General features: G+C 62.6%; 26 protein-coding genes. 8 read left to right on the top strand and 18 right to left on the bottom strand.

Going from position 1 to position 25,513, the window contains the following annotated elements; translation table 11 throughout:
- Positions 1-19 precede the first annotated feature (19 nt).
- Entirely contained in the window at positions 20-898 is an 879-nt protein-coding gene (locus ACIQUB_RS10570; RefSeq protein WP_113235679.1) for a LysR family transcriptional regulator, read from the bottom strand.
- A gap of 96 nt (positions 899-994) precedes the next feature.
- Here ACIQUB_RS10570 and ACIQUB_RS10565 point away from each other — a divergent pair, with 96 nt between their 5' ends.
- On the top strand, positions 995-1,222 hold the full coding sequence (locus ACIQUB_RS10565; RefSeq protein WP_113235678.1) for a DUF1127 domain-containing protein: 228 nt from the start codon (positions 995-997) through the stop codon (positions 1,220-1,222).
- A gap of 85 nt (positions 1,223-1,307) precedes the next feature.
- On the opposite strand, the gene ACIQUB_RS10560 is transcribed toward ACIQUB_RS10565, so the two are convergent.
- The 8 genes from ACIQUB_RS10560 to ACIQUB_RS10525 form a co-directional block, all read right to left on the bottom strand.
- The gene (locus ACIQUB_RS10560) at positions 1,308-2,033 is read right to left on the bottom strand and encodes a L,D-transpeptidase (protein ID WP_113235677.1); all 726 of its coding nucleotides are present in this window, start codon (positions 2,031-2,033) and stop codon (positions 1,308-1,310) included.
- A gap of 169 nt (positions 2,034-2,202) precedes the next feature.
- Positions 2,203-3,039, bottom strand: coding sequence for a L,D-transpeptidase (locus tag ACIQUB_RS10555; RefSeq protein ID WP_113008843.1), 837 nt, complete (start codon positions 3,037-3,039; stop codon positions 2,203-2,205).
- 108 nt (positions 3,040-3,147) lie between these two features.
- Complete coding sequence (locus ACIQUB_RS10550; protein ID WP_113235676.1) at positions 3,148-4,080, bottom strand: alpha/beta fold hydrolase; 933 nt, start codon at positions 4,078-4,080, stop codon at positions 3,148-3,150.
- A gap of 145 nt (positions 4,081-4,225) precedes the next feature.
- Entirely contained in the window at positions 4,226-4,555 is a 330-nt protein-coding gene (locus ACIQUB_RS10545) for a helix-turn-helix transcriptional regulator (RefSeq protein WP_113235675.1), read from the bottom strand.
- The gene (locus ACIQUB_RS10540) at positions 4,545-4,904 is read right to left on the bottom strand and encodes a type II toxin-antitoxin system RelE/ParE family toxin (RefSeq protein WP_113235674.1); all 360 of its coding nucleotides are present in this window, start codon (positions 4,902-4,904) and stop codon (positions 4,545-4,547) included. The genes ACIQUB_RS10545 and ACIQUB_RS10540 overlap by 11 nt, the downstream gene beginning before the upstream one ends.
- 167 nt (positions 4,905-5,071) lie before the next feature.
- Complete coding sequence (locus ACIQUB_RS10535) at positions 5,072-6,697, bottom strand: cisplatin damage response ATP-dependent DNA ligase (RefSeq protein WP_113235673.1); 1,626 nt, start codon at positions 6,695-6,697, stop codon at positions 5,072-5,074.
- A 202-nt stretch (positions 6,698-6,899) separates the two neighbouring features.
- Positions 6,900-7,910, bottom strand: a complete 1,011-nt coding sequence (locus ACIQUB_RS10530) for a ligase-associated DNA damage response exonuclease (RefSeq protein ID WP_113235713.1) — start codon at positions 7,908-7,910, stop codon at positions 6,900-6,902.
- Positions 7,911-7,999: 89 nt separating this feature from the next.
- Positions 8,000-10,288 carry an EAL domain-containing protein gene (locus ACIQUB_RS10525; protein ID WP_113235672.1) on the bottom strand — a complete coding sequence of 763 codons (2,289 nt, stop codon included), beginning with the start codon at positions 10,286-10,288 and terminating at the stop codon, positions 8,000-8,002.
- 245 nt (positions 10,289-10,533) lie between these two features.
- Here ACIQUB_RS10525 and ACIQUB_RS10520 point away from each other — a divergent pair, with 245 nt between their 5' ends.
- The 3 genes from ACIQUB_RS10520 to ACIQUB_RS10510 all read left to right on the top strand — a co-directional run bounded on the left by ACIQUB_RS10520 (position 10,534) and on the right by ACIQUB_RS10510 (position 13,138).
- Complete coding sequence (locus tag ACIQUB_RS10520) at positions 10,534-11,889, top strand: TIGR03808 family TAT-translocated repetitive protein (RefSeq protein ID WP_402929474.1); 1,356 nt, start codon at positions 10,534-10,536, stop codon at positions 11,887-11,889.
- A gap of 159 nt (positions 11,890-12,048) precedes the next feature.
- Positions 12,049-12,708 carry a glutathione S-transferase family protein gene (locus ACIQUB_RS10515; protein ID WP_113235671.1) on the top strand — a complete coding sequence of 220 codons (660 nt, stop codon included), beginning with the start codon at positions 12,049-12,051 and terminating at the stop codon, positions 12,706-12,708.
- A gap of 76 nt (positions 12,709-12,784) precedes the next feature.
- The gene (locus ACIQUB_RS10510; RefSeq protein ID WP_113235670.1) at positions 12,785-13,138 is read left to right on the top strand and encodes an MmcQ/YjbR family DNA-binding protein; all 354 of its coding nucleotides are present in this window, start codon (positions 12,785-12,787) and stop codon (positions 13,136-13,138) included.
- A gap of 6 nt (positions 13,139-13,144) precedes the next feature.
- On the opposite strand, the gene ACIQUB_RS10505 is transcribed toward ACIQUB_RS10510, so the two are convergent.
- Together ACIQUB_RS10505 and ACIQUB_RS10500 are read right to left on the bottom strand one after the other, a co-directional pair.
- A complete protein-coding gene (locus ACIQUB_RS10505) occupies positions 13,145-13,765 on the bottom strand; it encodes a glutathione S-transferase (protein ID WP_113235669.1) in 621 nt (206 codons plus the stop codon).
- A 105-nt stretch (positions 13,766-13,870) separates the two neighbouring features.
- A complete protein-coding gene (locus ACIQUB_RS10500; RefSeq protein ID WP_209189521.1) occupies positions 13,871-14,236 on the bottom strand; it encodes a DUF4406 domain-containing protein in 366 nt (121 codons plus the stop codon).
- Positions 14,237-14,354: 118 nt separating this feature from the next.
- Here ACIQUB_RS10500 and ACIQUB_RS10495 point away from each other — a divergent pair, with 118 nt between their 5' ends.
- Positions 14,355-15,110, top strand: coding sequence for a DeoR/GlpR family DNA-binding transcription regulator (locus tag ACIQUB_RS10495; protein WP_113235711.1), 756 nt, complete (start codon positions 14,355-14,357; stop codon positions 15,108-15,110).
- Here ACIQUB_RS10495 and ACIQUB_RS10490 read toward each other — a convergent pair.
- Together ACIQUB_RS10490 and ACIQUB_RS10485 are read right to left on the bottom strand one after the other, a co-directional pair.
- Positions 15,085-15,834: a hypothetical protein gene (locus ACIQUB_RS10490; RefSeq protein WP_113235667.1), complete on the bottom strand. Its 750-nt coding sequence runs from the start codon at positions 15,832-15,834 to the stop codon at positions 15,085-15,087. The two genes, ACIQUB_RS10495 and ACIQUB_RS10490, sit on opposite strands and share 26 nt — an antisense overlap.
- Positions 15,835-15,974: 140 nt before the next feature.
- Positions 15,975-16,982: an asparaginase gene (locus ACIQUB_RS10485; RefSeq protein WP_113235666.1), complete on the bottom strand. Its 1,008-nt coding sequence runs from the start codon at positions 16,980-16,982 to the stop codon at positions 15,975-15,977.
- Positions 16,983-17,137: 155 nt separating this feature from the next.
- Between ACIQUB_RS10485 and ACIQUB_RS10480 the strand changes: the two genes are divergently transcribed.
- Positions 17,138-17,875: a DUF3750 domain-containing protein gene (locus ACIQUB_RS10480; RefSeq protein WP_113235665.1), complete on the top strand. Its 738-nt coding sequence runs from the start codon at positions 17,138-17,140 to the stop codon at positions 17,873-17,875.
- Positions 17,876-17,981: 106 nt separating this feature from the next.
- Positions 17,982-19,205, top strand: a complete 1,224-nt coding sequence (locus ACIQUB_RS10475) for an MFS transporter (RefSeq protein ID WP_402929383.1) — start codon at positions 17,982-17,984, stop codon at positions 19,203-19,205.
- Here ACIQUB_RS10475 and ACIQUB_RS10470 read toward each other — a convergent pair.
- Entirely contained in the window at positions 19,192-19,812 is a 621-nt protein-coding gene (locus ACIQUB_RS10470; RefSeq protein WP_402929382.1) for a helix-turn-helix transcriptional regulator, read from the bottom strand. The two genes, ACIQUB_RS10475 and ACIQUB_RS10470, sit on opposite strands and share 14 nt — an antisense overlap.
- Positions 19,813-19,931: 119 nt before the next feature.
- Here ACIQUB_RS10470 and ACIQUB_RS10465 point away from each other — a divergent pair, with 119 nt between their 5' ends.
- On the top strand, positions 19,932-21,377 hold the full coding sequence (locus ACIQUB_RS10465; protein ID WP_113235662.1) for an MFS transporter: 1,446 nt from the start codon (positions 19,932-19,934) through the stop codon (positions 21,375-21,377).
- A 3-nt stretch (positions 21,378-21,380) separates the two neighbouring features.
- Here ACIQUB_RS10465 and ACIQUB_RS10460 read toward each other — a convergent pair whose 3' ends face one another.
- From ACIQUB_RS10460 to ACIQUB_RS10445, 4 genes are all read right to left on the bottom strand, one after another.
- Positions 21,381-22,376, bottom strand: a complete 996-nt coding sequence (locus tag ACIQUB_RS10460) for an NAD(P)H-quinone oxidoreductase (RefSeq protein WP_113235661.1) — start codon at positions 22,374-22,376, stop codon at positions 21,381-21,383.
- Between the two features lie 75 nt (positions 22,377-22,451).
- Positions 22,452-24,257: an EAL domain-containing protein gene (locus ACIQUB_RS10455; RefSeq protein WP_402929381.1), complete on the bottom strand. Its 1,806-nt coding sequence runs from the start codon at positions 24,255-24,257 to the stop codon at positions 22,452-22,454.
- A 166-nt stretch (positions 24,258-24,423) separates the two neighbouring features.
- Positions 24,424-24,651, bottom strand: a complete 228-nt coding sequence (locus ACIQUB_RS10450) for a type II toxin-antitoxin system ParD family antitoxin (protein WP_113235659.1) — start codon at positions 24,649-24,651, stop codon at positions 24,424-24,426.
- A 236-nt stretch (positions 24,652-24,887) separates the two neighbouring features.
- Positions 24,888-25,439, bottom strand: a complete 552-nt coding sequence (locus ACIQUB_RS10445; RefSeq protein WP_112982258.1) for an HdeD family acid-resistance protein — start codon at positions 25,437-25,439, stop codon at positions 24,888-24,890.
- Positions 25,440-25,513: the final 74 nt, after the last annotated feature.

Genomic DNA, 25,513 nt, shown 5'->3' with positions numbered 1-25,513 from the left:
ACGCCGGGCGATGGTCGCTCTACGACCCGGCCTCGCGCAGTGACTTCATCATTTCCCGCAGGCCCCGGCTCAGATTCTTGTCGCGGCGCACGACCATTCCGAGCTTGCGCACCAGCGGCGGGCTGACGGGCGCGGTTTCGAGGAAGCCGGCGCGGTCGCGTTTCAGCGCCAGGCCGGGCAGGATCGACCAGCCGAGGCCTGCCGCCACCAGCTCCTTGATAGCCTCGACGCTGCCGAACTCCATGACAGGGCGGGCGACCAGACCGGCCTGCCCCATCCATTCATCGATGGTCCGCCTCGTGTTGCCGCCGTCGTAGAGCAGCAGCGGCTTGGTGTTGACGAAGGCCGCGTCCGGGCCGCCATGCGGGATGGCCGAGCCGCGCGGCGCAACCGCCATCAGCTCGTCGTCATAGAAGGCCTCGACCTCGAAGGACCGGCCGGGCGCCGGCAACGTCACGACCGCGACATCCAGCGCGTTGGTCTCGAGATCGCGCAGGATGTCGTCGGTGTTGCCGATGCGGACGGTGATTTCGAGCCCGGGCATCTTCTTCCTGGCGCGCGAGATCGCCAGCGGCAGCAGATGGATGGAGGCGGTGGCGCCGCTGCCGATGCGCACGCGGCCGCTCTCGCCATTCCTGTGCGGCGTCATCGCTTCCTCGGCATCGGCCAGTTCCCGCATGATCCGCCGCGCATGGTCGAGAAATTCGAGACCGGCCGCCGTCGGCTGCGCGCGGCGTCCGACGCGCTCGATCAGGCGCACGCCAAGGCGCTGTTCCAAGAGCTTGATCTGCAGGCTGACCGCGGGCTGGGTCACCCCCGCCTTGTCGGCGGCGGCGGTGAAGCTTCCGAGTTCGGCGATGTGAATGAAGGTCTGCAGCTGATCGAAACCGAATGCCATGCGAAGTTTCTCTTATGGTTTGCATAAGATGCATAAGCTTCATTGCGGGATATATCCAGCGCATTGTCGGTACAGGCCAATACGGAGACAGAAGAGATGGCGACCGACACATCGGACGAAAGAGCAAGCCAGTCGCGCGTGGCGGGATTGCTGGCAACGCTTGCGGAGGCGGCGCGAAACCTCATGGAAAGTATCGAGACACGCTGCCGGAAGCGACGCGGACGGGCGGCGCTCAGCGAACTCAGCGATGACGAGCTCAAGGATATTGGCGTGTCGCGCGCCGACGCGATGACGGAAGCGTCGAAATCGGCATTCTGGGGATGAGGAGAGCCTGGAGCGCGCAGCCGAGGAATTTTGGGGCCGGCGCGAAAAGTCTCTCCCCGGATCGGGGAGAGACGAAGGCAGAGACTTACTGCTTGACGACGATCGGCGCCTTGTTCGGCACGCGGTCGTAGAGGTCGATGATGTCCTGGTTGAGCAGGCGGACGCAGCCCGACGATACGGCCTTGCCGATCGAGCGCCAGTCCGGATTGCCGTGCAGGCGGTAGAGCGTGTCCTGGCCGCCCGAGAAGATGTAGAGCGCGCGGGCGCCGAGCGGGTTCTTCAGGCCCGGCTCCATGCCGCCGTTCTCGATCGAATATTTCACAAGTTCCGGCTGACGGGCGACCATCTCATTCGGTGGCTTCCAGCGCGGCCACTTCTGACGCCACTGGATGACGCCATCGCCCTGCCAGGCGAAGCCTTCGCGGCCGATGCCGACGCCATAGCGCATCGCGGTCCCGCCCGGCTGGACGAGATAGAGGAAGCGCGAGGGGGTATCGACGACGATGGTGCCGGGGCGCTCGCCGGTCGGATCGATGACCTGCTGGCGATAGTAGCGCGGATCGATCTGCTGGTAGGGAACCGGCGGAATGAGGAAGCCGCCATCCTCGACCGGGCCGTACATGACAGCGAGCTCGGCATCGGTGGGCGCCGGCGTCGTCTGGAAGGCACGGATCGGATTCGGGAATGCCATTGGCTGGCCGTACGACGGGCTCGTGCCCGAAGTGGAGGCACACCCTGCCAGCGCCGATGCCGCGGTTACCGCTGAAAGCGATAGAAAGTTGCGGCGGGATATGGATTTTTCAAAGCTCATAACGAGGGTCAATTTTCCTTAAGCGCGGAAACGGCGAACGTCGTTTCCTGGAGGGTTGTTCAACGCTAGTCACAATTCAAGGAAACTATCCCGTTATGCTAAATAAACCAGAACCTCACGAAGACGTGTGCCCGCTTGTGGCGACGTTCTCACGCCGCCTGTTGCGCGGCTACATCACCACGATCTCGGACTTGGCGGAAACGCGGTCGTACAGATCGATGACGTCCTGGTTCATCATGCGTACGCAGCCCGACGAAGTGGACTTGCCGATCGACTCCCAATCGGGCGTTCCGTGGATTCGGTAGAGCGTATCCTCGCCATTCTTGAAGATATACATGGCGCGCGCCCCGAGCGGATTTCCAAGGCCGGGGTTCATGCCGCCATTGGCCGCCGAAAACGAGCGGACATCGGGCTGACGCTTGACCATCTCATCTGGCGGCGTCCAGCGCGGCCACTTCTGCTTCCACTGGATGACGCCGCGACCCGACCAGGCATAGCCTTCGCGGCCGAGACCGACGCCATAGCGCATGGCCTTGCCATTGGGCTCGATGAAATAGAGGTGCTTGGTCTTGGTGTTGACGACGATGGTGCCTGGCTTTTCGGTCGAGGGGTAATCGACCTCCTGGCGCATGTATACAGGATCGACGCGGCTGACGGGAATGGCAGGCAGCGTGAAGTCGTTGTCCCTCACCTCGCCATACATCGCGGCGCTGACGGGGTTGATCAACGGCATGCCGTAAGTGCGCATCTGGGTGGCGCCGGGGATGCCATAGGTCTGGTTGTAGATCGTCGCGGGGACGCCGGGGCGCTGCGGGATCGGCGCGTTGACCGGGCGGACGCGATCGGGATCGATCCCCGGCGGCTTGTAGAACACAGGATAGGTTTCCTGCACGAAACGGGCCGGATCGGTGGCGCCGGTATCGGGCACGAGAATGTTGCAGCCGCCAAGCGACAGGGCCGCCAACACAAGCCCCGACATGGCCGACAACCGGCTTAGACCCTTCATGAAACCACCCTCATCGATAACAGCGACATTTATAGCTGCCGCGAGGATGGCATGCGCGGCTGGCGCGAAGCTGGCGATGACGGCCAGCCAGCGCCCTAACGCGAGTGATTAAGCCGCCACGCCGTGGAAGAAGCGGATGCTCTGCTCGATTTCCTCCGGCAAGGCCGAGGTGTGGCCGCCCTTGGCCGTATCCGTCTCGATGCGAACGCCGCCGGAGCGGGCGCGGCTGGCGAGCAGGCCGGCGCGGTCGTTGAAATGCGATTCGTCCGTGCCGTGGACGACACGCACGGGGCACTTGAAGCTCTGGGCGTAGCACAGCGCCGTGCGCACCTCGAACTCGTGGGTGTTGTCGTCGTCGAAGCGGATATCCTGAGGATAGCGATTGAAGAAGCGAAAGGCGTCGGGATTGCCCGAGATCGGGGCTGCGGCGCGGAACTTGTGGGTCGACATAGAGGCGAGCATGGTGAGCGTGCCGCCGATGCTGTGGCCGGCGATGAAAAGCCGGTTCGCATCGACACCCGGCAGATGCGCCAGACGATCGGCGGCCGAAAGCACGTCGTCCACCTCGTCATAGAAGCCGGAGAAATTACCCGCCTGGCCGTTTTCGCCGCGCACCGAGGGCATCAGCACCACGAAGCCGGCGTCGATATAAGGCCCCATCAGGTTCCAGTGGCCGAGGCCCATGGCATTGCCGCCGTGCAGGAAGAGAATGCCGGGTTTGGCCTTGCGCTCGCGCTTGTACTTCGACACCCAGGCGACCAGTTCCAGCTCGCCGCCATAGCCGGAGCGATAGAAGATCTTCTCGGCATTGGCAGGCGCATCGAGCGGCTCGTACTTGTCCGGCGCCGGGCCCTTTTCGAGCAGCCGCGTGCGGAAGCGCTTGCGCACCTTCGCGTAATCACGGGTAATCAGGCGCGGCTCGGGGGGAACGTCAAAGGCATTGGCGACACCTGGAAGAGCCGGAAGAACAAGGGCGCCGGCGAGCCCGGTCAGAAGCAGGCGGCGCTGGCGCGAAAAGGAATGGTCGTTGTCTGATGTCATATCACTCTTCCGTCTTCCCCGGCATGATAGATGCTTGCACCCTCGGCGCATCAACGCCAAGACACATTGTGTTGAGGATGCACAGTCGGATGTATTTTGCATCAGGAAAATGCGAGATGAGGGATTTGGGCGGTAGGAAACGCCGCTATGCCGGCTGCTTGATATCAATCTCAGGATCAAAATCGACGCGCTTCGACTTGCCATCCGGCGTCTTCAAGACGATTTCGACGCCACCTCCGATCGAATGCATGTAACGCACGATGGATGACAAGAGCACGTCGTCGGCGCTTTCGATCTTCGACACGGTGTTTTGCGTCATGCCAGCGCTTGCGGCGACCTCCTGTTGCGTGACGCCCATCGCCTTGCGCACCTCCGCCAACGCCTTGCCAAAGCGTCGCTCCCGGCGTTTTTCATCAAGCCGTTCACGAACATCTTCGGGGAGTTCGGCGCGCAGCGTCTTCCACTCAGTGCTCATGGTTTTTCTCCTTCAGCCACGCATCGAACCTCATGTCGGCCTTTCTGATCAACTGCTTGTAAAAGAAAGCTTGGTTCACACCCTGTTTGTCACCGCCACAGAGAACAATCGCACTCTGAGCCGGGTCGAACGCGAAGGCGAAACGCCATAGCTGCTTCCCGAACTTCACTCGTATTTCCTTCATGTTGGCGTAGCTGGAACCGGAGAGCCTATCCACTTCCGGACGGCCAACGAAGGGTCCCTCGTCTTCCAGGTGGTCAAGGACTTCGCCGACGAGTTCTTTCAGACCCATTTCCAGCTCTTTCCATTCAGGAATGAAATGTGGATGGAACCGCACGCGATATGTCATGAAACCACCTGAAGAAAATATATATTTAAAGATATAAATTCAAGTCATGACTTCTCTGAGCGACGATCGCTGCGGCGCAACCTGCTCGGAAACGCGATATGGATTATTGCCCTGCAGAGATTTATCGCGGGAAACAGTGGCAATACAGTTCACCTTTGGTTGCAACCCTACCCCGCCTTCGCATCAATCATCGCCACCAGCGTCGTCAGCCTATCGGCCTCGTAGGACGGCTTGTCCTGTCGCAGGCGCGAGATGCGGGGGAAGCGCATGGCGACGCCGGACTTGTGGCGGTTGGAGCGGTTGATGCCTTCGAAGGCGACTTCCACCACGAAGCCGAAATCCTTGTCGGCGCGCACGGCGCGCACCGGGCCGAAGCGTTCGGTGGTGTTGTTGCGCACGAACTTGTCGAGGATCTCGAGCTCGGCGTCGGTGAAGCCGAAATAGGCCTTGCCGACGGGCACCAGCTGCTCGCCGTCGGGCGTTTCGGCCCAGACGCCGAAGGTGAAATCGGAATAGTAGCTCGAGCGCTTTCCATGGCCGCGCTGCGCATACATCAGGACGGCGTCGACATTATAGGGGTTGCGCTTCCACTTGAACCACGGCCCCTTCAGCCGTCCGGCCTGATAGACGCTGTCGCGGCGCTTGATCATCACCCCCTCGATGACAGGATCGGGCGGGGTCGAGCGCAGGTCGTCGAGTTCTTCCCAGGAGGAGAAATCTACCAGCGCGGAGAGGTCGAAGCGCTCGTGCGGCGCTTGCTCGACGATTTCGCTCAAGCGGGCGCGGCGTTCGAGATAGGTCTTGGCGCGCACGTCCTCCTCGCCGTCGAACAGCAGGTCGTAAGCCCTTATGAAGGCGGGGTAATCGTCCTGCATCTTCTGCGTTACGGTCTTGCGGTTGAGGCGCTGCTGCAGGTCGGAGAAGGTGCGGGTCGGGCTGTTGGAGCGGGCGGTGCCGCCGACCAGAAGCTCGCCGTCGATGACGCCGTCGAAGCTGATGGATTGGACGATATCGGGAAAGGCGGCGGAGATGTCGTCGCCGGAGCGGGAGTAGATCTTGCGGGTCTCGCCGGCGCGCGACAGCTGCACGCGGATGCCGTCCCATTTCCACTCGGCGGCGTAGTCGGCCGGGTCGAGCTGAACAAGGTCGCCCTCCTCCACCGGATTGGCCAGCATCACCGAATGAAAGATCGCCGGCGTCGCCAGCACCGGCTTGCCGCCCTTGCCCTCCAGCCAGGCAAACAGGCTCTCATAGGGCGGCTGCAGACCGTGCCACAAGGTCTCGATCTCGGTCACATCGGGTTCACCGAGATCGGCCAGCGCCTGCTTGGCAAGCCGCGCCGAGACGCCGATGCGCAGCGCGCCGGTCGCGAGTTTGATGAAGGCGAAGCGACCGGAGGCGTCGAGACGATCGAGCAGGTCGCGGACATAGCCGCGCACCTCGGTGCGGCCGAGCGTGTTCATCTCAGCCACGACCTCGCCAAGCCTCGGCTGCGCCAGCGCCGAGCGCTCTATGTCGCGTTCATTGTCCCAGACGAGCGAGATGGTTTCGGCGAGATCGCCGACGTAGTCGTAGGAGTAGCGGAAGAGCACGTCGTCGATGCGCTCCAGCGCCAGTTCGCGCAGCATGGCGGGCTTGACGTTGCGGACATCTAGCGTACCGGCGATGGCCGCGAGGCCGTAGCCGCGGTCGGGGTCGGGCGTGTCGCGAAAGTAGTCCGTCAGCAGCTTCAGCTTGCCGTTGCGGGATGGGGTGAGAACCAGGCGGTCGAGGAGGTCGGCGAAGGCTTTCATGGCGCGCTTCCCGCTTGTGGCAAAGACCCCTCCCCAACCCCTCCCCACAAGGGGGAGGGGCTAGGCTGGGGATGCCTCTTGGGAAGAGTTAAGACCGTTCCGCAAGTTGCGAGGTTGCGATGTGCATCGGCGGCGCGACGCATAAGCCCCTCCCCCTTGTGGGGAGGGGTTGGGGAGGGGTTTTCGTGATCACGCATCATCATCACTCCGCCTCATCCTCATACCCCACCAGATGCAGCGGCTTGGCCTTGATGCCCTGCAATTCGCACCAGCGGACCAGCGCCTCCTCGCGCCCATGCGTCACCCAGACCTCGGCGGGGTGAAGCTCGGAGATCGTATCGGTGAGTTCCGGCCAGTCGCAATGGTCGGAGATCACGAGTGGCAGTTCGACGCCGCCCTGCTTGGCGCGCTGGCGCACCATCATCCAGCCGGAGGCGAAGGCCGGGAGCGGGTCGTTGAAGCGGCGAGCCCAGCGGTCGGCGAAGGCGGATGACGGGCCGACGACGACGGCGCCCTTGAAGGCGGACTTGTCGCGTCCCTCGACGGTTGCCGAGCGCAGCTCGCCGAGGTCGATGCCCTGGCTGACATAGTAGTCGCAGAGCCGCTCCATGGCGCCGTGGATGTAGATGGGCTCGTCGTAGCCGGTGTCGCGCAAGAGGCGGATGACGCGCTGCGCCTTGCCGAGCGCATAGGCGCCGATCATGTGGGTGCGCTCGGGAAACTGGCGGAGCGACGCGTAGAGCTTGGCCATTTCGCCTGCGGGGTCCGGGTGGTGGAACACAGGCAGGCCGAAGGTCGCCTCGGTGATGAAGACGTCGCAGGCAACCGGCTCATAGGGCGCGCAGGTCGGGTCGGGGCGGCGCTTGTAGTCGCCGGACACGACGATACGGGTGGCGTCCTTCTCGATGGCGATCTGGGCGGAGCCGAGCACATGGCCGGCGGGGTGGAAGCTCACCTTGACGCCGTTGACGACGATTTCTTCGCCGAAGGCGGCGGCCTGTTCCGATCCGCAGAAATCCTCGCCGTAGCGGATGCGCATGATGTCGAGCGTCTGGCGGGTGGCCAACACATGAGCGTGGCCGGAGCGGGCGTGGTCGGAATGGCCGTGAGTGATCAGCGCACGCTCCACGGGCCTGACCGGATCGACATAAAAGCGGCCTACCGGGCAGTAGAGCCCCTCGGGCGCGGGATAAAGCAGCGCGTCAAATCTCATCGCCATAGAGATAGCGGCAAATGGCGGAAGAACCAGAGGGGATGGCGGGATCGGGGGCCTTTGACGCCGCCCTGCCCCGCCCTCTCACGCTACCGCCTCAAAAACGCGGGAATCTCCTCGGCCGGCAGCGGCCTGGAGAAGCGGTAGCCCTGGGCTTCCTCGCATTTGGCGAAGCGCAGGAACTCGCGCTGTTCGTCGGTCTCCACGCCCTCGGCGACGACGGTGAGCTTCAGCGTCTGCGCCAGCGAGATGACGGCGAGGCCGATGGCGACGGCGGTCTTGTCGGATGGCAGCGCCTCGATCAGCGAGCGGTCCATCTTCAGGCGGTCGAAAGGGAAGGTCTTCAGCGAGGCGAGGCTGGAATAGCCGCTGCCGAAATCGTCGATCGAGAAGCGGATGCCGAGCGGGCGCAGCGCGTTCATGGTGGCGCGGGCACGGTCGGCGTCCTGCATCAGCACGCTTTCGGTGAGCTCGAGCTCCAGCCAGCGCGGCGCTAGACCGAAGCGCTCGACGGCTTCGGTGACATGACGGGCAAAATCCTTGTCGGTGAACTGGCGCGCCGAGACATTGACGCCGATACGGAGCGGCGGCAGGCCCATGTCCTGCCATTCGCGCGCCTGGCGGCAGGCTTCGTTCAGCACCCAAAGTCCAAGCGGAATGATAAGCCCGCTCTCCTCGGCCAAGGGAATGAACTCGACCGGCGGCACCATTCCCCGCGTCGGGTGGTTCCATCGAACCAATGCTTCGAGCCCGGTCACCTCCAGCGTCGATACATCGAGCTGCGGCTGGTAGTGAACGACGAGCTGGTTGGAGATGATTGCCTGCCGAAGCTCCTCCTGCTCGCTGATCGGCAGGTTGAGATCGGCATCGCGGGCGCTTTGATAGTGCTGCAGCGTGTCGCGTCCAAGCTGCTTGGAGCGGTACATGGCGCTGTCGGCATTTGCCAGAAGCTCTTCGGCAGTGGCGCCATCGCTCGGGAAGGAGGCGACGCCGATGCTGCAGGTCACATGCAGCTGCTTGTCCTGATAGCTTATCGGCTTGCGCACGGCCTTGTGCAGCTCGCGCAGGCGGCGGGTGATGCCGGTATCGTGGTTCGACTGGTGCACGAGGACGACAAGGAACTCGTCGCCACCAAGGCGGACGACCATGTCGGAGGCGCGCACGCCGTTTGCCATGCGGGTGGCGACTTCCTTCAGGACTTCGTCGCCTGCTCCATGCCCAAGCCCATCGTTGATGTCCTTGAAATCGTCGAGGTCGATGTAGGCGAAGGTGACCTTGCGGCCGCTGCGGCGCGCCTGATGCAGGGTCTTGGCCATCCGCTCCTTGAAGAAGGCGCGGTTTGGCAGGCCGGTCAGATCGTCGTGGTGCGCCATGAACTGAATGCGTTCGTCGCCACGGCGGCGCTCGATGGCGATGCCCGCGATATGTGCCGCCATGGCGACGAGTTCCATTTCCCTCGGCGTCGGGCGGCGAACTTCGCTGGAATAAAGCGCGAAAGTGCCGAGTACGTTGTTCTGGGCGGTCATGACGGGCATCGACCAGCAGGAACGGAAGCCATATTGCTGCGCGACACCACGATAGTCGGCCCATAGTGGATCGGCCATCACGTCCTCAACCATCACGAAACTGCCGCGCCATGCCGCGGTTCCGCACGAGCCCGCGTTCGGGCCGATGGCGATGCCGTCGATCGTGCGGCTGTAGATGCTAGGCAGATTGGGCGATGCGCCGTGACACAGTCTCCGTCCGTCGAGATCGAGAATGAGCACTGACCCGGAGACACCATCGATTTCGGCCTCGACCAACAGGACCAACGCTTCGAGGATCATTTCGAGCGGCTCGTTGCGGGCGATCATTTCGACCACCTGAGCCTGGGCGCGGCGAAATTCCTCTTGTCGCTTGCGCTCGGTGATATCGCGCGAGACACCGATCAGGCCGACGACGTCCCCCTTGTCATTGCGCAGCGGAAGCTTCGAGGTGAGCCGGCAGGTGACGATTTCGCTCAAGGTCGAGCGGACCATCTCCTCGACATCGAGCCGGTGCTTGCCCGTCGCCATGATCTCCTGCTCAACCTCGAAATAGCCACGAGCCGTCTGAAAGTCGAAGAAATCAAAATCACGCTTGCCCGCCAGATCCTCCGGATCGTCAATACCGAAAGCCCGCGCGACCGTAGCATTGGCGAATACGAAGCGACTGGTGCGATCCTTGACATAGAAAAAATCGGGAAGTTCGTGGATGATCGCCTTCAACCCAAGATCCTCGATGCCCGTAGCCATATCCCGGCGACTGGAAACAATGAGCGCTTCGGCAGCGGCGACAATCCGGTTCATGTCGATCTCAGTGGTATCGGCATCGCGGCGGCCGGCACTCAATTCATTCATTGTCAGTCTCCAGAGTGGTCGCGACGGCAACCACGCCATCAAACACCGTCATTCACATAGTAAATCCGGATATGCTTCCGGATTACCCGGCCACACTCAAATAAAAAGGTGAATCAGAAGCCAACATCACTGCGCGAATCCCATGACTAATAAATAATAATGCTCGCAACCTCGGGTGTGCCAAAATGATACTTTGATCGCGGCACGATTCCTGCATGGCGGAAATCATGAACAAATCACCTCTCCTGTCGTCCCGCCGGACCATCTTGCGCCTTGCCGCCTGCTCCACCGTCGCCCTGCTTGCCCCGCCCGCCTTCGCCGCGAGCCAGCAGCCGGATCTGCGCGGGTCGATCGACGCGGTGAAATACAAGGCCGCACCCGATCCCGGTGACCGCAAGAGCAGCAGCCTGCAGAAGATGATCGACGACGCGTCGGCGGAGAACGTTCCGGTGTTTCTGCCGCCGGGTGTCTACAAGGTGTCGAACCTGACCCTACCAGACAACACGCGCATCACCGGCGTGCCGGGCGCGTCGCGGATTGTCTACACCGGCGACGGACGGCTGTTTACCGCCGAGAATGTCAAGCGCATCGAGCTCTCCAATATCGTGATCGACGGGCAGAACCGCTGGCTTGGCGACGACGCATCCGCGTTGGTGCAGTTCACCGGCGTCGACGACGTCGTGATCGACAATTGCGAGATCTCGGGAAGCCGCAAGCATGCGCTGCAGCTGGAGCGTTGCGGTGGCCGGGTCGAGCGCAGCCGCATATCGGGGGCCGCGCAATCCGGGCTCTACGCGGTTGAATCCTCGGGTCTTTCGGTGACCAATAATGAGGTATTCGATTGCGGCAATGGCGGCATTCTGATCCATCGCTGGAAGAAGGCGGCCGATGACAGCATCGTCAGCGGCAATCGGATCTACAGGATCGGCGCGACCGATGGAGGGACCGGGCAGAACGGCAACGGCATCAACCTGTTTCGCGCCGACAATGTCATGGTCGCCAACAACCACATCTCCGACTGCGCCTTCACCGCGATCCGCGCCAACTCGACCTCCGACGTGCAGATATCAGGCAACCAGTGCCGGCGATCGGGCGAGACGGCGATCTATGTCGAATTCGAGTTCGAGGGCGCCGTGGTCGCAAACAACATGATCGACGGGGCCGCCAACGGCATCTCGATCGCCAATTTCGACAAGGGCGGCAGGCTTGCCAGCGTCACCGGCAACGTCGTGCGCAATCTGAAACTCGACGGACCCTACAAGCCGGATGTGAGCTTCGGCATCGGCATTGCCGCCGAGGCCGATACGCTGGTTTCGAACAACATCATCGAGGGTGCGCCGAGATGGGGCATGCAGCTCGGCTGGGGTCCCTACATGCGCAACCTGGTGGTCACGGGCAACGTCATCCGCAAGGCGCCGGTCGGCTGCGCGGTTTCGGTCGTCGATGGGGCTGGAACGGCCGTTATCACCGACAACGTGTTTCAGGATATGGCCGAGGGCGCGGTGGTCGGGTTTGCGTGGGACAAGAAGATGTCGGGAGAACTGGCGGACGGCGCCGGCGGCTACGCGCATCTGACCATCGAGCGCAATCGCGTGTCGTGAAGCATGTCGCGCAAAAGTGTGCAGCGGTTTTGCGGCACCGACATGCGACGAGCCTTAAGTCACCATCAAAAGCTTTGATTGACCTATCAGCCTTGAAAGCTTCCGCTCGATCGCCCTAGCCTCTAGGCTCGCGGCAGATTTGAAGAGGGGCACATCATCATGCTGACAATCTACGGCGTTTACCGCTCGCGCGCCTCGCGCGTCTACTGGATGGCGGAAGAGTTCGGGCTGGAATTCACATCCGTCCCCGTGCTGCAGGCGCGACGGCTCGACAACCCGCTGGCATCGGATGCGCCGGTCAATACGCTGTCGCCGGACTTTATAGCCATCAATCCGATGGGGCTCATCCCGGCCATCAAGGACGGCGATCTCGTCATGCACGAGTCACTGGCGATCACGCTCTATCTCGCTCGCAAGCACGGCGGCTCGCTCGCTGGCCAGAGCGTAGAGGAAGACGGCCTTCTGACCATGTGGACGATGTGGGCGGCGACCGAGGTCGAGGTGCACACGATCAAGCTGGTGATGACCTACGACAACGAGATGGAAGACACCGAGGAAGGCAAGGCGACCATCGCGGTGGCCAGCCGCTCGCTGAAGCGGCCGCTAGCGGTGCTGGAGACGCATCTCGCCACCAACGACTATCTCGTCGGCAACCGCTTCACCGCCGCCGATCTCAACCTTGCCGAAGTGCTGCGCTATGCCCAGTCGGAGCAGGCGCTGTTCGACGCGCATCCGAAGGTCGATGCTTGGATCAAGCGCTGCCAGGCCCGCCCGGCCTATATCGCCATGCAGGCGGCACGCTCCAAAGAAGCGGTGTGATCGGCCGAGCTTCGCGGGTCTGCGCGTATGCTCCGAAATCTGCTAGGCTCTCCCGGACGAGGACCGGGAGTGACGCATGGCTGAGGATATCGATGCGATCTTCAAGCGGCTGCTGCGGCTTGTTGCCGAGGCGAAACTGCCCGGCGTCGAGGAAGGCACGTCCTACGGCAACCATGCGCTAAAGGTCGGGGGCAAGTCCTTCGTGGCCGTGAAGGATAACGAGACGATCGTGATCTCGATCTCGCTCGACGAGAAGGAAGCGCTGCTTGCGCTCGCGCCCGAGATCTATTTTCAGACACCGCATTATGTCGGCTGGCAGTATCTGCCCGTGCGCATCGACGTCATCGGCGATGCGGAACTGACCGATCGGCTGATCGGCGCGTGGCGATTGCGCGCGCCGAAGAAGCTTGCGGCAAGTTACCAGCGTTGACGCGGCTTACGCCTTTTCGCGGGCGAGCGCGCGCTGCACGGCCGGGCGCTCGAGCATGCGGGCGTAGTGGTCGGCCACCTTCGGGAAGCGCGCCGGGTCGACATCGTCGCTCGGCAGCCAGCCGGTCATGACGAAGAGATAGGGATCGGCGACGGAGTAACGCTCGCCCATCACCCAGGGACCGGCGAACATGCCGTCTTCGATCAGCGCGAAGCTCTCCGCCATGGTCTCCGGCACCTTGGCCTTCATCGCCTCATGGGCTGCAACGTCATCGGCCCAGCGGCTGGCGCGGCGGCCGTGCGCGTGGTTCACATGCACCGTCGAGCAGATGTAGCTGTTGAAGGCCTGCAGGCGGGCGAATTCGAAGGGGTCGTCGAGCGGCGCAAGGCCGGCCGCCGGCGCGATGGCGGCGATATAGGCCAGGATCGCCGGCGTTTCGGTGAGCACGCCCTTTTCGGTGGCAAGTGCCGGAACGCGGCCCTTGGGATTGATCTTGAGATAGGCCTCGGAGCGCTGTTCGCCATTGGCGGTATCGATCCGCTTCGCCTCGAAGGGAAGGCCCGATTCCTCGAGTGCGATGAGGCTGGCGCGGGAACATGTGCCGGGCGCGAAATACAATGTCAGCATGACGACTCCTGTCTTTTCTTAGACAGCATAGAGCGCGCACGACGGATTGCGAGCGAGAAAGAGAGACCGCATGCGCGGCCTCCCCGATTTGTCTCTGGCGTAGCTTCAAGCGGCCTTGGCGCAGCCCGGCACGTCTTCCAATTTGTACCAGACGGGAATGCCGCGCTCTCTCGCGATGCGGACATCGTTGTCGGCGCCCTTGGATTCGCCTTCCAGCCGCAGCACGCCTTCGCACAATTGCAGCAGGCGGCCGGCGACGGGGTGGAATATCCGCTCGTAGAGATCATCGCCCACGCTTTTGCCGCCGGCGGCATGCCAGACCGGCAGGGCGACCCATTCGCCGATCATCGGCACATGGCCGGCTTCGAACAGGGCATGCGACGGCGCTTCCAGCCGCTGCAGGTTGGCCGCCATCTTCGCCGGATCGTCACCGGTTCCGGAACGATAGGGGCCTGCGATCAAGATCAACATGTCTTTTCTCCTCAACTCCCGGCTTCATGCACGGGATTGCGTGAAAATGCATGATATTTCTTGATTGTCGAATCATTTCGTGCAAACTCAAGAAAATTCATTCAACTTCGTGAGCCCGATGCTGACCTCTCAACGCAAGACACTGATCCTCGACCTGCTGCGCCGCGACGGCCAGGTGATTGCCAAGCGGGTGGCCGAGGATCTCTCCGTGTCGGAAGACACGATCCGTCGCGACCTTCGCGAGATGGCGGCGGAGGGGCTCTTGAAGCGCGTGCATGGCGGCGCGATGCCGCTCTCGCCGGAGCTGCCCGATTTTACGACCCGCAAGGATGTGTCGCGCGACGCCAAGCAGCGGCTTGCGGCAAGAGCGATCGGGCTGATCAAGCCGGGCCAGATGGTGTTTCTCGACGGCGGCACGACCACGGCGGAGATCGCCCGGCAATTGCCGCGTGGGCTATCGGTCACCATCGTCACCCACAGCCCGACGATCGCCGCCGAACTCGAGCATCATCCGAGCGCCGAGGTGATCCTGATCGGCGGCAAGCTCTACAAGCATTCGATGGTGGCTGTCGGCGCCGTCGCGATGGCCGCGATATCGCAGCTGCGGGCGGATCTGTTCTTCCTCGGGGTGACGGCGGCGCATCCCGTGCATGGGCTGTCGACGGGGGATTTCGAGGAGGCCGCGATCAAGCGGCATATCGCCGGCTGCGCGATCGAAACCTATGTGCTGCTGACGGCGGACAAGCTCGACCGGGCATCCGCCTGCCAGGTTCTGCCGGTCGCTTCGGTTTCGGGATTGATCGTGCCTGACGATATCGACGAGGCGCAGCTTGCGCCCTATCGCAGCCTCAACGGCGCGATCCTTTCAGCATGACCGGTGCCATCAGGCGGGAACGGAGGTCCGCGAGGTGCGGGCCGAACAGGCTTGCAGCGAGCGCGACGGAGAAGACTGCAAGGGCCAGATAGGCCAGCCGATCATCCAATGCGCCAAGCGTGAGCGCCGTCTCCAGCTTCGGTTGCCAGGTGGCCAGCAGGACCGAGAGCGCGGGCATGTCGAGCAAGCGGCCGGGTATCCAGGCGAAGGTGGGTGTCTGCGCGAGTGCGGCCAGCGCGCCATATACGGCAGAAAGCCGGATCGCGACGCGCAGCCAGCGCCAGGGACCGAGCGGCCTGCCCCCTCCATCCTCGAACGACCAGCCGATATAGGTGCAGAACACCACGAGGAACGGGAAAGCCGCCGGCAGGTTCTGCATGACCATTTCCGAATTCATCTGGCCGGTCCAGACATTGGCGAGCAGAAGTGGAAATGGCGCCGAGGCGCCGAAGAGGACGAGCACGAAGAGGCACCAGAGCCAGCTCATGCCGATGTGGTGAATACGGGCAAAGGTGACGACGAGGATGATGCCGCCGGCGATGTAATAGCCGATCGGCTTGATCGTGCCGGTCATCATCAGGATCAGCGGGCCACAGGAGCCGGCAACCCGCGCGCAACTCGATGTCGCGACCGTTGCCCAGGTGACGTAATCGAAGCTCATGGCAAAGAACAGGAAGACCGCCAGAGCGATCAGCATCCACCAGAGATAGCGGCCTGCAAACATATCCTGCCCTCATGGCAATCGATGTACTGCGCCAAGAGTAGCTTAACCGCATGAAAGCGCACGCGCCGTCATCCGGTTCAGTTTCGCATATATTAGAATTGGCTATCTTTGATATTCAGAATGTATCGTTCCGGCACGCTTTAATCAGAGAGTACCGCCGCCGCGCGAATGTCGCCGACGTGAATACCATTCCAGTTGTGCATGCTTGAAGTAGCCAGCTCTGCCAGACCGACGCCGATGGCGCTATCCTTGTCGAAGAAGCGGACGAGTGCGGCGGCAACCATGCTTTCGGCGGCGCGGGCATGACCGTCGTCGCATTTGACGGCGATCGAGATGCCCTGGTCGGGGATAGCGGCGCAGAAGACGCCCTCGGCACCCGTCTTGGCGAAGATGCGGCCGGGGGCCAACTGCATCAGCTTCGTGCAGAAGCGGCCGGTGCCGGCGACATAGAAGGGCTCGGCCATGCAGGCATCGAACAGGCGGCGCGAGGCGTTGGCGCGCAATGGTTCCAGCCCGTTGCCGGTCGCCATCCTGGCGAAGCCATGCGCCAGCCCCTTCAGCGGCACGGCGTAAGTCGGGATCGAGCAGCCGTCGGTGCCGCAATTGTCATGACCGAGCACGGCGCCGGTCAGGCTTTCCATGGTGGCGCGGATCTCGCGCTGAAGCGGGTGGTCGTAACCGATATAGCCCTTGGGATCGACGCCCTGGTGCACGCAGGTGCAGACGAAGCCGGAATGCTTGCCGGAGCAATTGTTATGCAGCGCCGTCGGCTTTTCCATCGTGCGGGCCTGATGGATCAGCACCTTCTGGCTCGACGACCAGTGGCCGCCGCATTCGAGCGTTTCGACATCGCGGCCGGCGCGCGCCAGCATAGAGGCTGCGACCGCAACATGCTCGTCCTCGCCATTGTGCGAGGAGCAGGCGAGCGCCAGCTCCTTGTCGCCGAAACCATAAGCATCGGCGGCGCCGCTTTCGACCAGCGGCAGCGCTTGCATGGCCTTGCAGGCCGAACGTGGAAAGGTGGGCGCCTCGACATCGCCAAGCGAAAAGACAACCTTGCCATCGCCATCGACCGCGATGACGGCGCCGCGATGCCGGCTTTCGACGCGCGCGCCGCGGGTGACTTCAACGGTGACGGGATTGGTCATGAGCTTATCCTGATATTCTGAACAGGCTGTCACGCATAAATGATGGGCGCGATAAAGCAATCGGGTTCATGTTGAAAAAGAGCGGCGCAATTGCGCCATCTTGCTCGTCACATTCTTGGCAGCAACCGCACGTCAGCAAAGGTCCCCGGCGTTTCATGCGTCATATCAAACGGCTCCTTCTTCTCATCCTCGTCGTCTATCTGCTGCCGGCCCTGGCATCGGCCGGGTGGTGGTCGCTGCAGAACCATCCAAGCTCATGGCGGGAGGCCGAATGGGGCACATCGGGCGTGCTGCCGAAGGCTGGCGCCAGCGGGGACGCCAAGATCTACATCATGTCGGCAAGCACCGGCGGGCTGAAGGGCGCGGTCGCCAGCCACTCGTGGATCGTCACCAAGGCCAAAGGCGACGCGACCTACAATCGCTACGACAAGGTCGGCTGGGGCTCTCCGATCCGCCGCAACAACTATGTCGCGGACGCCTACTGGTATTCCAACACGCCTCATATCGTGAAGGAAATCTCCGGCGACGAGGCCCAGAGGCTCATTCCGGCCGTCGAGACGGCGATCCAATCCTATCCCTATGCCGGCGTCGGCGACTACCGCATTTATCCCGGCCCGAATTCTAACAGCTTCGTCGCGCATGTGCTGCGCGCGGTGCCCGATCTCGACGCGGTGCTGTCGCCGGATGCGGTCGGGCGCGACTACCTCAGCGACGGGCGGATGTTTGCGATCGACGCCGACGGACGCGACATGCACGCGACCCTCTACGGCCTGATCGGCATCGCCGCCGGCCAGCGCAGCGGCTTCGAAGTGCACTTCATGGGCCTAGTCGCCGGCATCGACGTCGCCAATCCCGGCGTGAAAATCCCGGCGATCGGGCGGATCGGGCTTTAGGGTCAAGGCACCAAACATCGATCACATAATTGAATGGACGCCATCGCGGACACGAGGTTGCAATCAGGTGGTGCGGGTCTAGACTTTTGGCAACTGGAGTCGCCGCATGTCATCCGCCTTCTCGTCCATTCTCCGCGATCAACGAATACGCATTCCGTCGCTGACGCTTGTGACGCTTGCCTTCACCTATGCCTCAACCATGCCGTATCAATCCATCATCGGAATTACCGAACTCGGCATGTCGGATCACGCCTATTCGATACTGATCTTCGCCGCCGCCCTTATCAATGTCGTGACCAGCCTGACGCTCGGCATCTGGTCCGACAAGCTCGGCGACCGCAGGCTGCTGGTGCTGGCACTGTCGGTAAGCGGCATGATCGGCTTCGGCATGATCTACGCGTTCCGCAATACAGCCGCCTTCATGATCGGCGTGCTGCTGTTCATCCCGATCAGCAACGCGACCTATTCGGTCCTTTTAGCGAGCATCCGCGCGGCAACAAACACCATGGATCGCGGCAAGGCGGCTGCGATCACTTCGACGGTACGGGCGCTGTTTTCCGGGTCATGGGCGCTGGCGCCGGGTTTGATCGGCCTCTATCTCGTCAGCGCGCACTCGATGACGCCGGCATACGGCATTGCCGGGCTGGCAAGCCTCGTCTGCTTCTGCCTGTACCTCTTCCTGGCGAAGGCAGAGCCAAGGCAAGATGCGTTGTTCTCGCAACAGGTTGGCTTCTTCAGTTCGCTCGCGCGTGTCTTCTCGCCTCGCGTGCTGATGCGTGTCGGCATCTTGTCGATGATGCTGGGCCTCCAGCGGTTGAGCAGCGTGGTGTCGCCGCTGATCATCACTCATGATGCCGGCGGCAGCGTGGCGGATGTGGGCATCACAGCCGGCATGGTCGCGTTCCTGGAAATGCCGTTCATGCTGATGTGGGGCGCATTGCAGCGGCGTTTTCGCAGCGTCCATATCCTGGCTACCGGGACGCTGATCTATTGCGTCTATCTTGTGATGCTGAGCCTCGTTACCGCGCCTTGGCAAATCTATGCGCTCGTCGTCGTCAACGCCTGCGGTTGCGCGGCGATCCTGAGCGTGCCCATCACCTACCTACAGGACCTGATTGCCGACCGGCCAGGGCTCGGCACATCACTCATCTCGGTCAATACCTTTGCGGCAAACGGCGTCAGCGCGGGAATTTTTGCCCTGGGAACAAGCTTCACAAGCTATTCGGGAACCGCCTTGCTGGCGGCCGGAGTCGGCGTTGCCGCGATATTGCTGCTGCTATTCGTGAAGGCTGAAAAGCAACAGCTTCAGCAATCCGCTAGCCCGCGCTGATCCTGTAAGCACAACGCCGCGCGCCGTGGAGGATGTGTTCCTCGCGCTCGACGTCGGCGCCGAGGATGCTGCGGAAGGTTTCGAGTTCGGAGCGGCAGAAGCCGGCGCAGGCGGTGGCGGCGGCGCAGATGGGGCAGTGGTTTTCGATCAAGAGCAGCGAGCCGTCTTCTTCCTGCCAGCTGTCGGCCATGTAGCCTTCGTCGGTGCGAATGCCGGCCAACTGGCGGACGCGGGTGGGGAGATCTTCTGCCGTGATCTCGCTGCGGTAGCGCGCCAGCGTCTCAGTCTCGCGGGCGGCGATGACGGTGTCGAGCGCCTGGGAGCCGAGGCTCTGGACCATGGTTGCGAGAAGCGTCGCGGTCAGTTCGGCGTGGCGGTCGGGGAAGCGGGCGTTGCCCGATGGCGTCAGGTGCCAGAGCTGGCGGGGGCGGCCCCTGCCCGGCGTGGGCTCGGAGACGGGTTCGACCAGTTCCTCGTCGGCCATCTTCGCCAGTTGCTGGCGCGCGGCCTCGCCGGAGATGGACAGCGCCTCGCCGATGGCCGATAGGCGTTGCGGCCCTTCGGTCTTGAGCAGCATCAGGATTCGGTTGGCAGGCGACTGGCGCATAGGCTGATATTTTTCCAAGCTTGTTCTTGCTTTAATAACGCGGCTGTGTATTTTTTCCAAGCTATAACTTGTAAAAAACTTTCCCAAAAACGTTCCAGGAAACATTCAAGGCATTCCGCATGAGCAGCATCGACGACGTCGCGACGGAGCGCTCCTCCGTCTTCCATCTCTTTTCCAGGCCGGTCCTGGCCGCCACGCTGATGCTCGGCGGCGGCGTGACGCTATATGCGGTCGAGGCCTATATCATGGCGACCATCGCGCCATCGATCGTGCGCGATATCGGCGGGCTGGAACTGCTCTCGTGGGTCACCACGCTGTTCGTCGCGGCGGCCGTGCTCGGATCCATCTTCGTCGCGATGCGGCCCCGCGGCATCGGCCTGCGCACGGTTTACGTGGCCGGCGCGCTGATGTTTGCGGCTGGCAGCCTGATCTGCGCGCTGGCGCCCTCGATGCAGGTCATTCTGGCCGGACGCGCCGTGCAGGGATTTGGAGCCGGCGCGCTGGGCGGGCTTGCCTATGCATTTATCCGCTTTGCCTATCCCGAGCACCTGTGGCGCAAGGCCTCGACGCTCTATGCGGCGATCTGGGGCGTCGCGACGCTGCTCGGCCCAAGCCTTGGCGGCCTGTTCTCCGATGGCAGCACCTGGCGCCACGCCTTCATGCTGCTTGTCCCCGTGAGCGTGCTCATGGCCGTGCTTGCGCCCGTGCTGCTGCCGTCGGCGCATGACGACCGGGCTCCCGGGCGTACGCCGATCACCCAGATCGCGCTGCTTCTGGCGGCCGTGCTTCTGGTCAGCATCGCCGGCACGATCGAGGCGACGCAATCGAAGGCGCTGCTGGTTGCGGCATCGCTCATCGCCGTGGTCGCCATGCTCGGCATAGAGCGGCGTAGCGAGAACCGCCTGCTGCCGACAGGCGCCGTGTCCCTCAGCATGCCGATTTCCCGTGTCTACCTGATGATGTTCCTGCTGATCCTGGTGCTGACCAGCGACATCTACATCCCGTATTTCCTGCAATCCCTGCACAGCGTCAGCCCACTGGAATCGGGATATCTCACGGCGCTCGTCGCGCTCGGCTGGACGGTGGCCGCGTTCCTCAGCGCCTCGTTCTCCGGCCGCCGCGCCGGCCGCGCGATCGTTATCGGCTGCGTGATCGAGACTGTTGCGGTCGCGGCGCTGGCGATCTTCCTGGCACGCGACAACCAGGCAGGCAGCATCGCGCTGCTCGCGCCGGCCGTCGTCTTCATGTTCCTCATGGGGTTCGGGGTCGGGCTCGGCTGGGCGCATCTGGTGACCAAGGTGCTGCGGCTTGTCGCGACATCGGAGCAGGACAAGGCCTCGGCGGCGATCACCACCGTCCAATCGCTCGGAAGCGCATTCGGCGCAGCTTTCGCGGGCGTCATCGTCAACAGCACCGGCCTGCTTGCGCCGGGCGGCGTTACTGGGGGCATATCCGCGGCGCATTGGCTGTTCGTGCTGATGGCGCTGCCGGGGATCGTGACGATCGTGATCTCGCTGTCGATCCGGAAGTCCGGCAACGAGACGCAAGCGACGGCAGCGGCGTGATCGTCAGACGCGCAGCATGATCTTGCCGATATGGCTGCTCGATTCCATCAGCTTGTGGGCTTCGACGACATCCTCGAAAGCGAATGTCTTGTGGATCACGGGGGCAAGCTTGCCCTCGTCGAGCAGCGGCCAGACCTGCGACAGGAGATCGTCGCGGATGGCGCGCTTTTCTTCCGGCGTGCGCGGGCGCAGCGTGGAGCCCGTTACCGTCAGCCGCTTGACCATGATCGGCGCGAGGTTGGCGGTTTCGGCAACCGCGCCGCCGAGGAAGGCGATGATCGAGAGGCAGCCGTCCTTCGCCAGCGAGGCGAGGTTCTTTTCCAGATAGGCAGCGCCGATCATATCGAGGATGATGTCGACGCCCTGGCCGGTTTCGGCCTTGATCACCTCGGCGAAATCCTCGGTCTTGTAGTTGATCGCGCGCTTCGCGCCGAGCTTGACGCAGGCGTCGCATTTTTCCTGAGAGCCCGCAGTCGCGTAGACCTCGGCGCCGAAGGCGCGGGCAAGCTGGATCGCGGTCGTGCCGATGCCGCTCGTGCCACCGTGGATGAGCACCTTCTCACCTTCGGTGAGGCCCGCCATCTGGAACATGTTGGCCCAGACGGTGAAGTAGTTTTCCGGGAGTGCCGCCGCCTGGACCGCATCGTAGCCTTTGGGGAAGCGCAGTGCCTGGCCTGATGGAATGAGGCAATATTCGGCATAGGCGCCGCCGTTGGTGAGTCCGCAGACCTTGTCGCCGACTGTATAGCCGCTGACGCCGGGGCCGATCGCGACCACTTCGCCTGCGATTTCAAGGCCGAGGATCGGGCTTGAAATCGCAGGCGGCGGATAGGTGCCCTGGCGCTGCGCGACATCGGGACGGTTGACGCCGATCGCCTGGGTGCGCACGAGGATCTGCCCGTCGCCCGCCACGGGCAGCGGCCCGCTCGAAATGGTCATCACGTCAGGGGCGCCGAAGCGGGGCAAATCGACAAAACGCATAAGCGCAGGCAAAGACATCACCGGTCTCCTCATTCGGATAGCAGTGAGATAGTTCAGCCCCGCCGCGTTGAGAAGGGCGGAAACGCCGTAGCGTCAATTCGCCTCGCCCAGCCGATGGAAGACCAGGCCTTCCGCGCTTTCCTTCGCCAATGCCTTGATGTGGGCGATGGCGGCGGAGACGCGGCTGATGTCGTCGATGACGAGACCCTTGGGAAGCTCCAGAACGCCGATCGAGCAGCGCATCAGCGGGAAGAAGGCTTCGACGCCGGCGCGGTCGTGGCCGCGGATGCGGCCGGCGGCGCGATCGATATCGGAATAGAGATCCTGCGCATCGTCATGGAAATCGCCGATCAGCCGATCGAGAATTTCCGTCAGCTCCTCCTTGGTCCAGCCCTGCACGCCGATGAAGAAATCATCGCCGCCGACATGGCCGAGGAAGTGGCGCTCGGCGAAGAAGTAGCGCCGCATCAGGGCTGCGAAGAGCGAGATCGCGTGGTCGCCGAGGTGGAAGCCATAGGCATCGTTGAAGGGCTTGAAGTTGTCGAAGTCACAATAGCAGAAGTGCCGCGTCTCGTCGCTGTCGCGGCTCGCCTCGCGCATGAAATCGCGGATGGCGTGGTTGCCGGGAATGCCGGTCAGCGGGTTCTGGTCCTGCGCGGTCTTGAGCTTTTTCTCGTTCATCACCTTGATGAGCGAGGCGGCCGAGACGACGCCGGCATAGCGCATGTTTTCCGTCAACAGCAGACAGTTGGCGCCTTCCATGTTGGCGAAGATGGTCATCAGCTGCTCGGCATCGGAATCGAGGCCAACGATCGGCGCCATTTCGACGAAGTGCGAGATGGTGCGCTCATACATCTTGTTCTTCAGCAGATCGCGGCCGAACGGGTGGTAGATATATTCCTTGAGATGGCGCTCATGCAGGATACCGCGCGGCTCGCCATTGGCGTTCAGAACCGGGAAGAAGGCATTCTGCGGATGGCGGCGGAAGACCTCGAAGACGCTGTCGATCGTGTCGTTTTCATAGACCGTCGGCAGCACTTCGATCTGCTTGCGGATGAGGATTTCGTCGAGCGACTGGTTGTTGCGCTTGCTCTTGCCGAGTTCCTGCAGATGCGGAAATGAAGGCACCAGCTCGGAGACATGCGTGGTCGGGCGCGAGATGAACCAGCCCTGCACGAGATCGACGCCATACTCGCGGCAGGTGATGAACTCGGCTTCGGTCTCGATGCCCTCGGCAATCACGCGGGTGCCAAGCACATGGGCGATGTGGACGATGTTCTTCAACAGGTGGCGCTTGCGCGGGCTGCCATCGATATCGGCGATGAAGTAGCGGTCGATCTTCAGGTAGTCCACCGGATGATCGCAGAGCAGCTTCATCTCGCCATGGCCAACGCCGAAATCGTCGATCGCCAGCTTGAAGCCGCGCTTGCGAAGCAACGAAACCAATGCGGCGAATTCGGGAACCGAGGTGTTGTCGAAGCGCTCGGAGAATTCGAAGCAGATCGAGGATGGCGGGATATTGGCGAGCTTCAGATGCTGCAGCAGGTTTTCCACCAGCTGCTCGCCATGCGGAATGAGGCGAACATCGAGATTGAGGAACAGCGTCGCGGTGGCGAAATTCGGCAGCGACGCGAACTTGGCGAGTGCGCGGCTCGCCACCATCTGCTCGAGCTGCAGCAGCTGATCGCCGCGCTGGGCCTCGTCCAGAATTTCCAGCGGCGAATTGAAGCCCAGGCGCTCCTGGCCGCGCATCAGCGATTCATAGCCGAAGGCAACACCGGTGCTGGCTTCGACGATCGGCTGGAAGGCGTTTTCGATAACAAGTTTGGCGAGAGTAATGATTTGATCGCTGGTGTAGCGACGAATAAGGGCGGGCTCTACGGTGGCAGCCAACGACATGCCATTCTCCACTATACGGCATTCATATTATTATTTTTCGCCCGGAGACTAGAGGCGAAGCGTCAACGAACACTTTCGCCAATGTGAAGGTTTTGTGAAAACTGGCGTTTTATCAAGTGCATGCAGCAACCGCCGCATCGGGCGGCGGTCATATATCGGCCGACCTTCAGGCGGTGCGGCGATGCTCGTGGTCGGCGAACATTTCAGCGACGCATCTGGCATCGGCGGGGGCGCAATCGCGCGCTTTCGGCAGGCCATCGACCTTGCGGGCGGCATCCCACAGCCGGAGCGCTTCACGCACCACCTCGCTGCTGGAAACATAAGTGCCATCGTCGATCGCCGCGCGGATATCGGCCGCCTGCAGCGGAGAGATGGAAACGGTTACCATCGGCATGACATCACTCCCATTGCCTCGTGGTCTCCCATCGCCTCGTCGGGCAGACACCTGCCCTCTCGAGGAACGGATACACACTCGCGTCGGCCGCCCTTCCGGTCGCGGGTGCTGGGCTTTCAGCAGCGTCGCTTTCACACGTTTGCGACCTCTGCCATGAGGTTAATTTTAGTCTTCACTCACATTCTTGTCAAAAAAGAAACAGTGCGTGATGAACAGGCTGTGAATAGCGGGCACAATCAGCGGCGGATGGCGAGGCCGAATGCGAGCATCGACCAGCCCTGCAGGAGGAGGTCGCAGGCGAGGAAGAGGCCGAGGATCCACAGGCTGTTGACCGGCCAGCCGAGCACGATGACGAAGCCCGCGAGCGCCGTGATCAGGCCGCTCAAGAGCACCCAGCCCCAGCCCCTCGACGGGCGCATGCGCCAGCCGACGAAGACGCGGAAGATGCCCGCCACCAGCAAGGCCATGGCCAGAAACAACGTGAGCGCCGCCGATGCCAGAATGGGATTCATGAAGGCGAAGACGCCGGCCAGCACATAGAGCACACCGCTCAGCGCCCAGAAGAGCAACTGCTCCCACTCGCGCACCTGAAAGGCATGGGCGAGATAGACGATGCCGCCGACGAGCATGAGCAAGCCGACATAATAGACGGATACGACGGTTGCGAGAAAGACGTTTGCGGCGGCGATGGCGCCGAAGACGATCAGCAGCGCGCCGAGGACGACGAACCAGACCCATTTCGACCGCAGCGCGGAGGACGAAGGCATTTCATTGGACATATCTGTCATCATGCACCTCCCGGTTGTTCATTGAGTATGGCGCAGAAACAGCGGATGGAAAGAGATATCTTACGGAAAAGGCG

The sequence above is a fragment of the Rhizobium sp. NPDC090275 genome, assembly GCF_044772225.1.
GTDB lineage: Bacteria > Pseudomonadota > Alphaproteobacteria > Rhizobiales > Rhizobiaceae > Rhizobium.
This window is presented reverse-complemented; position numbering and strand designations above follow the sequence as displayed.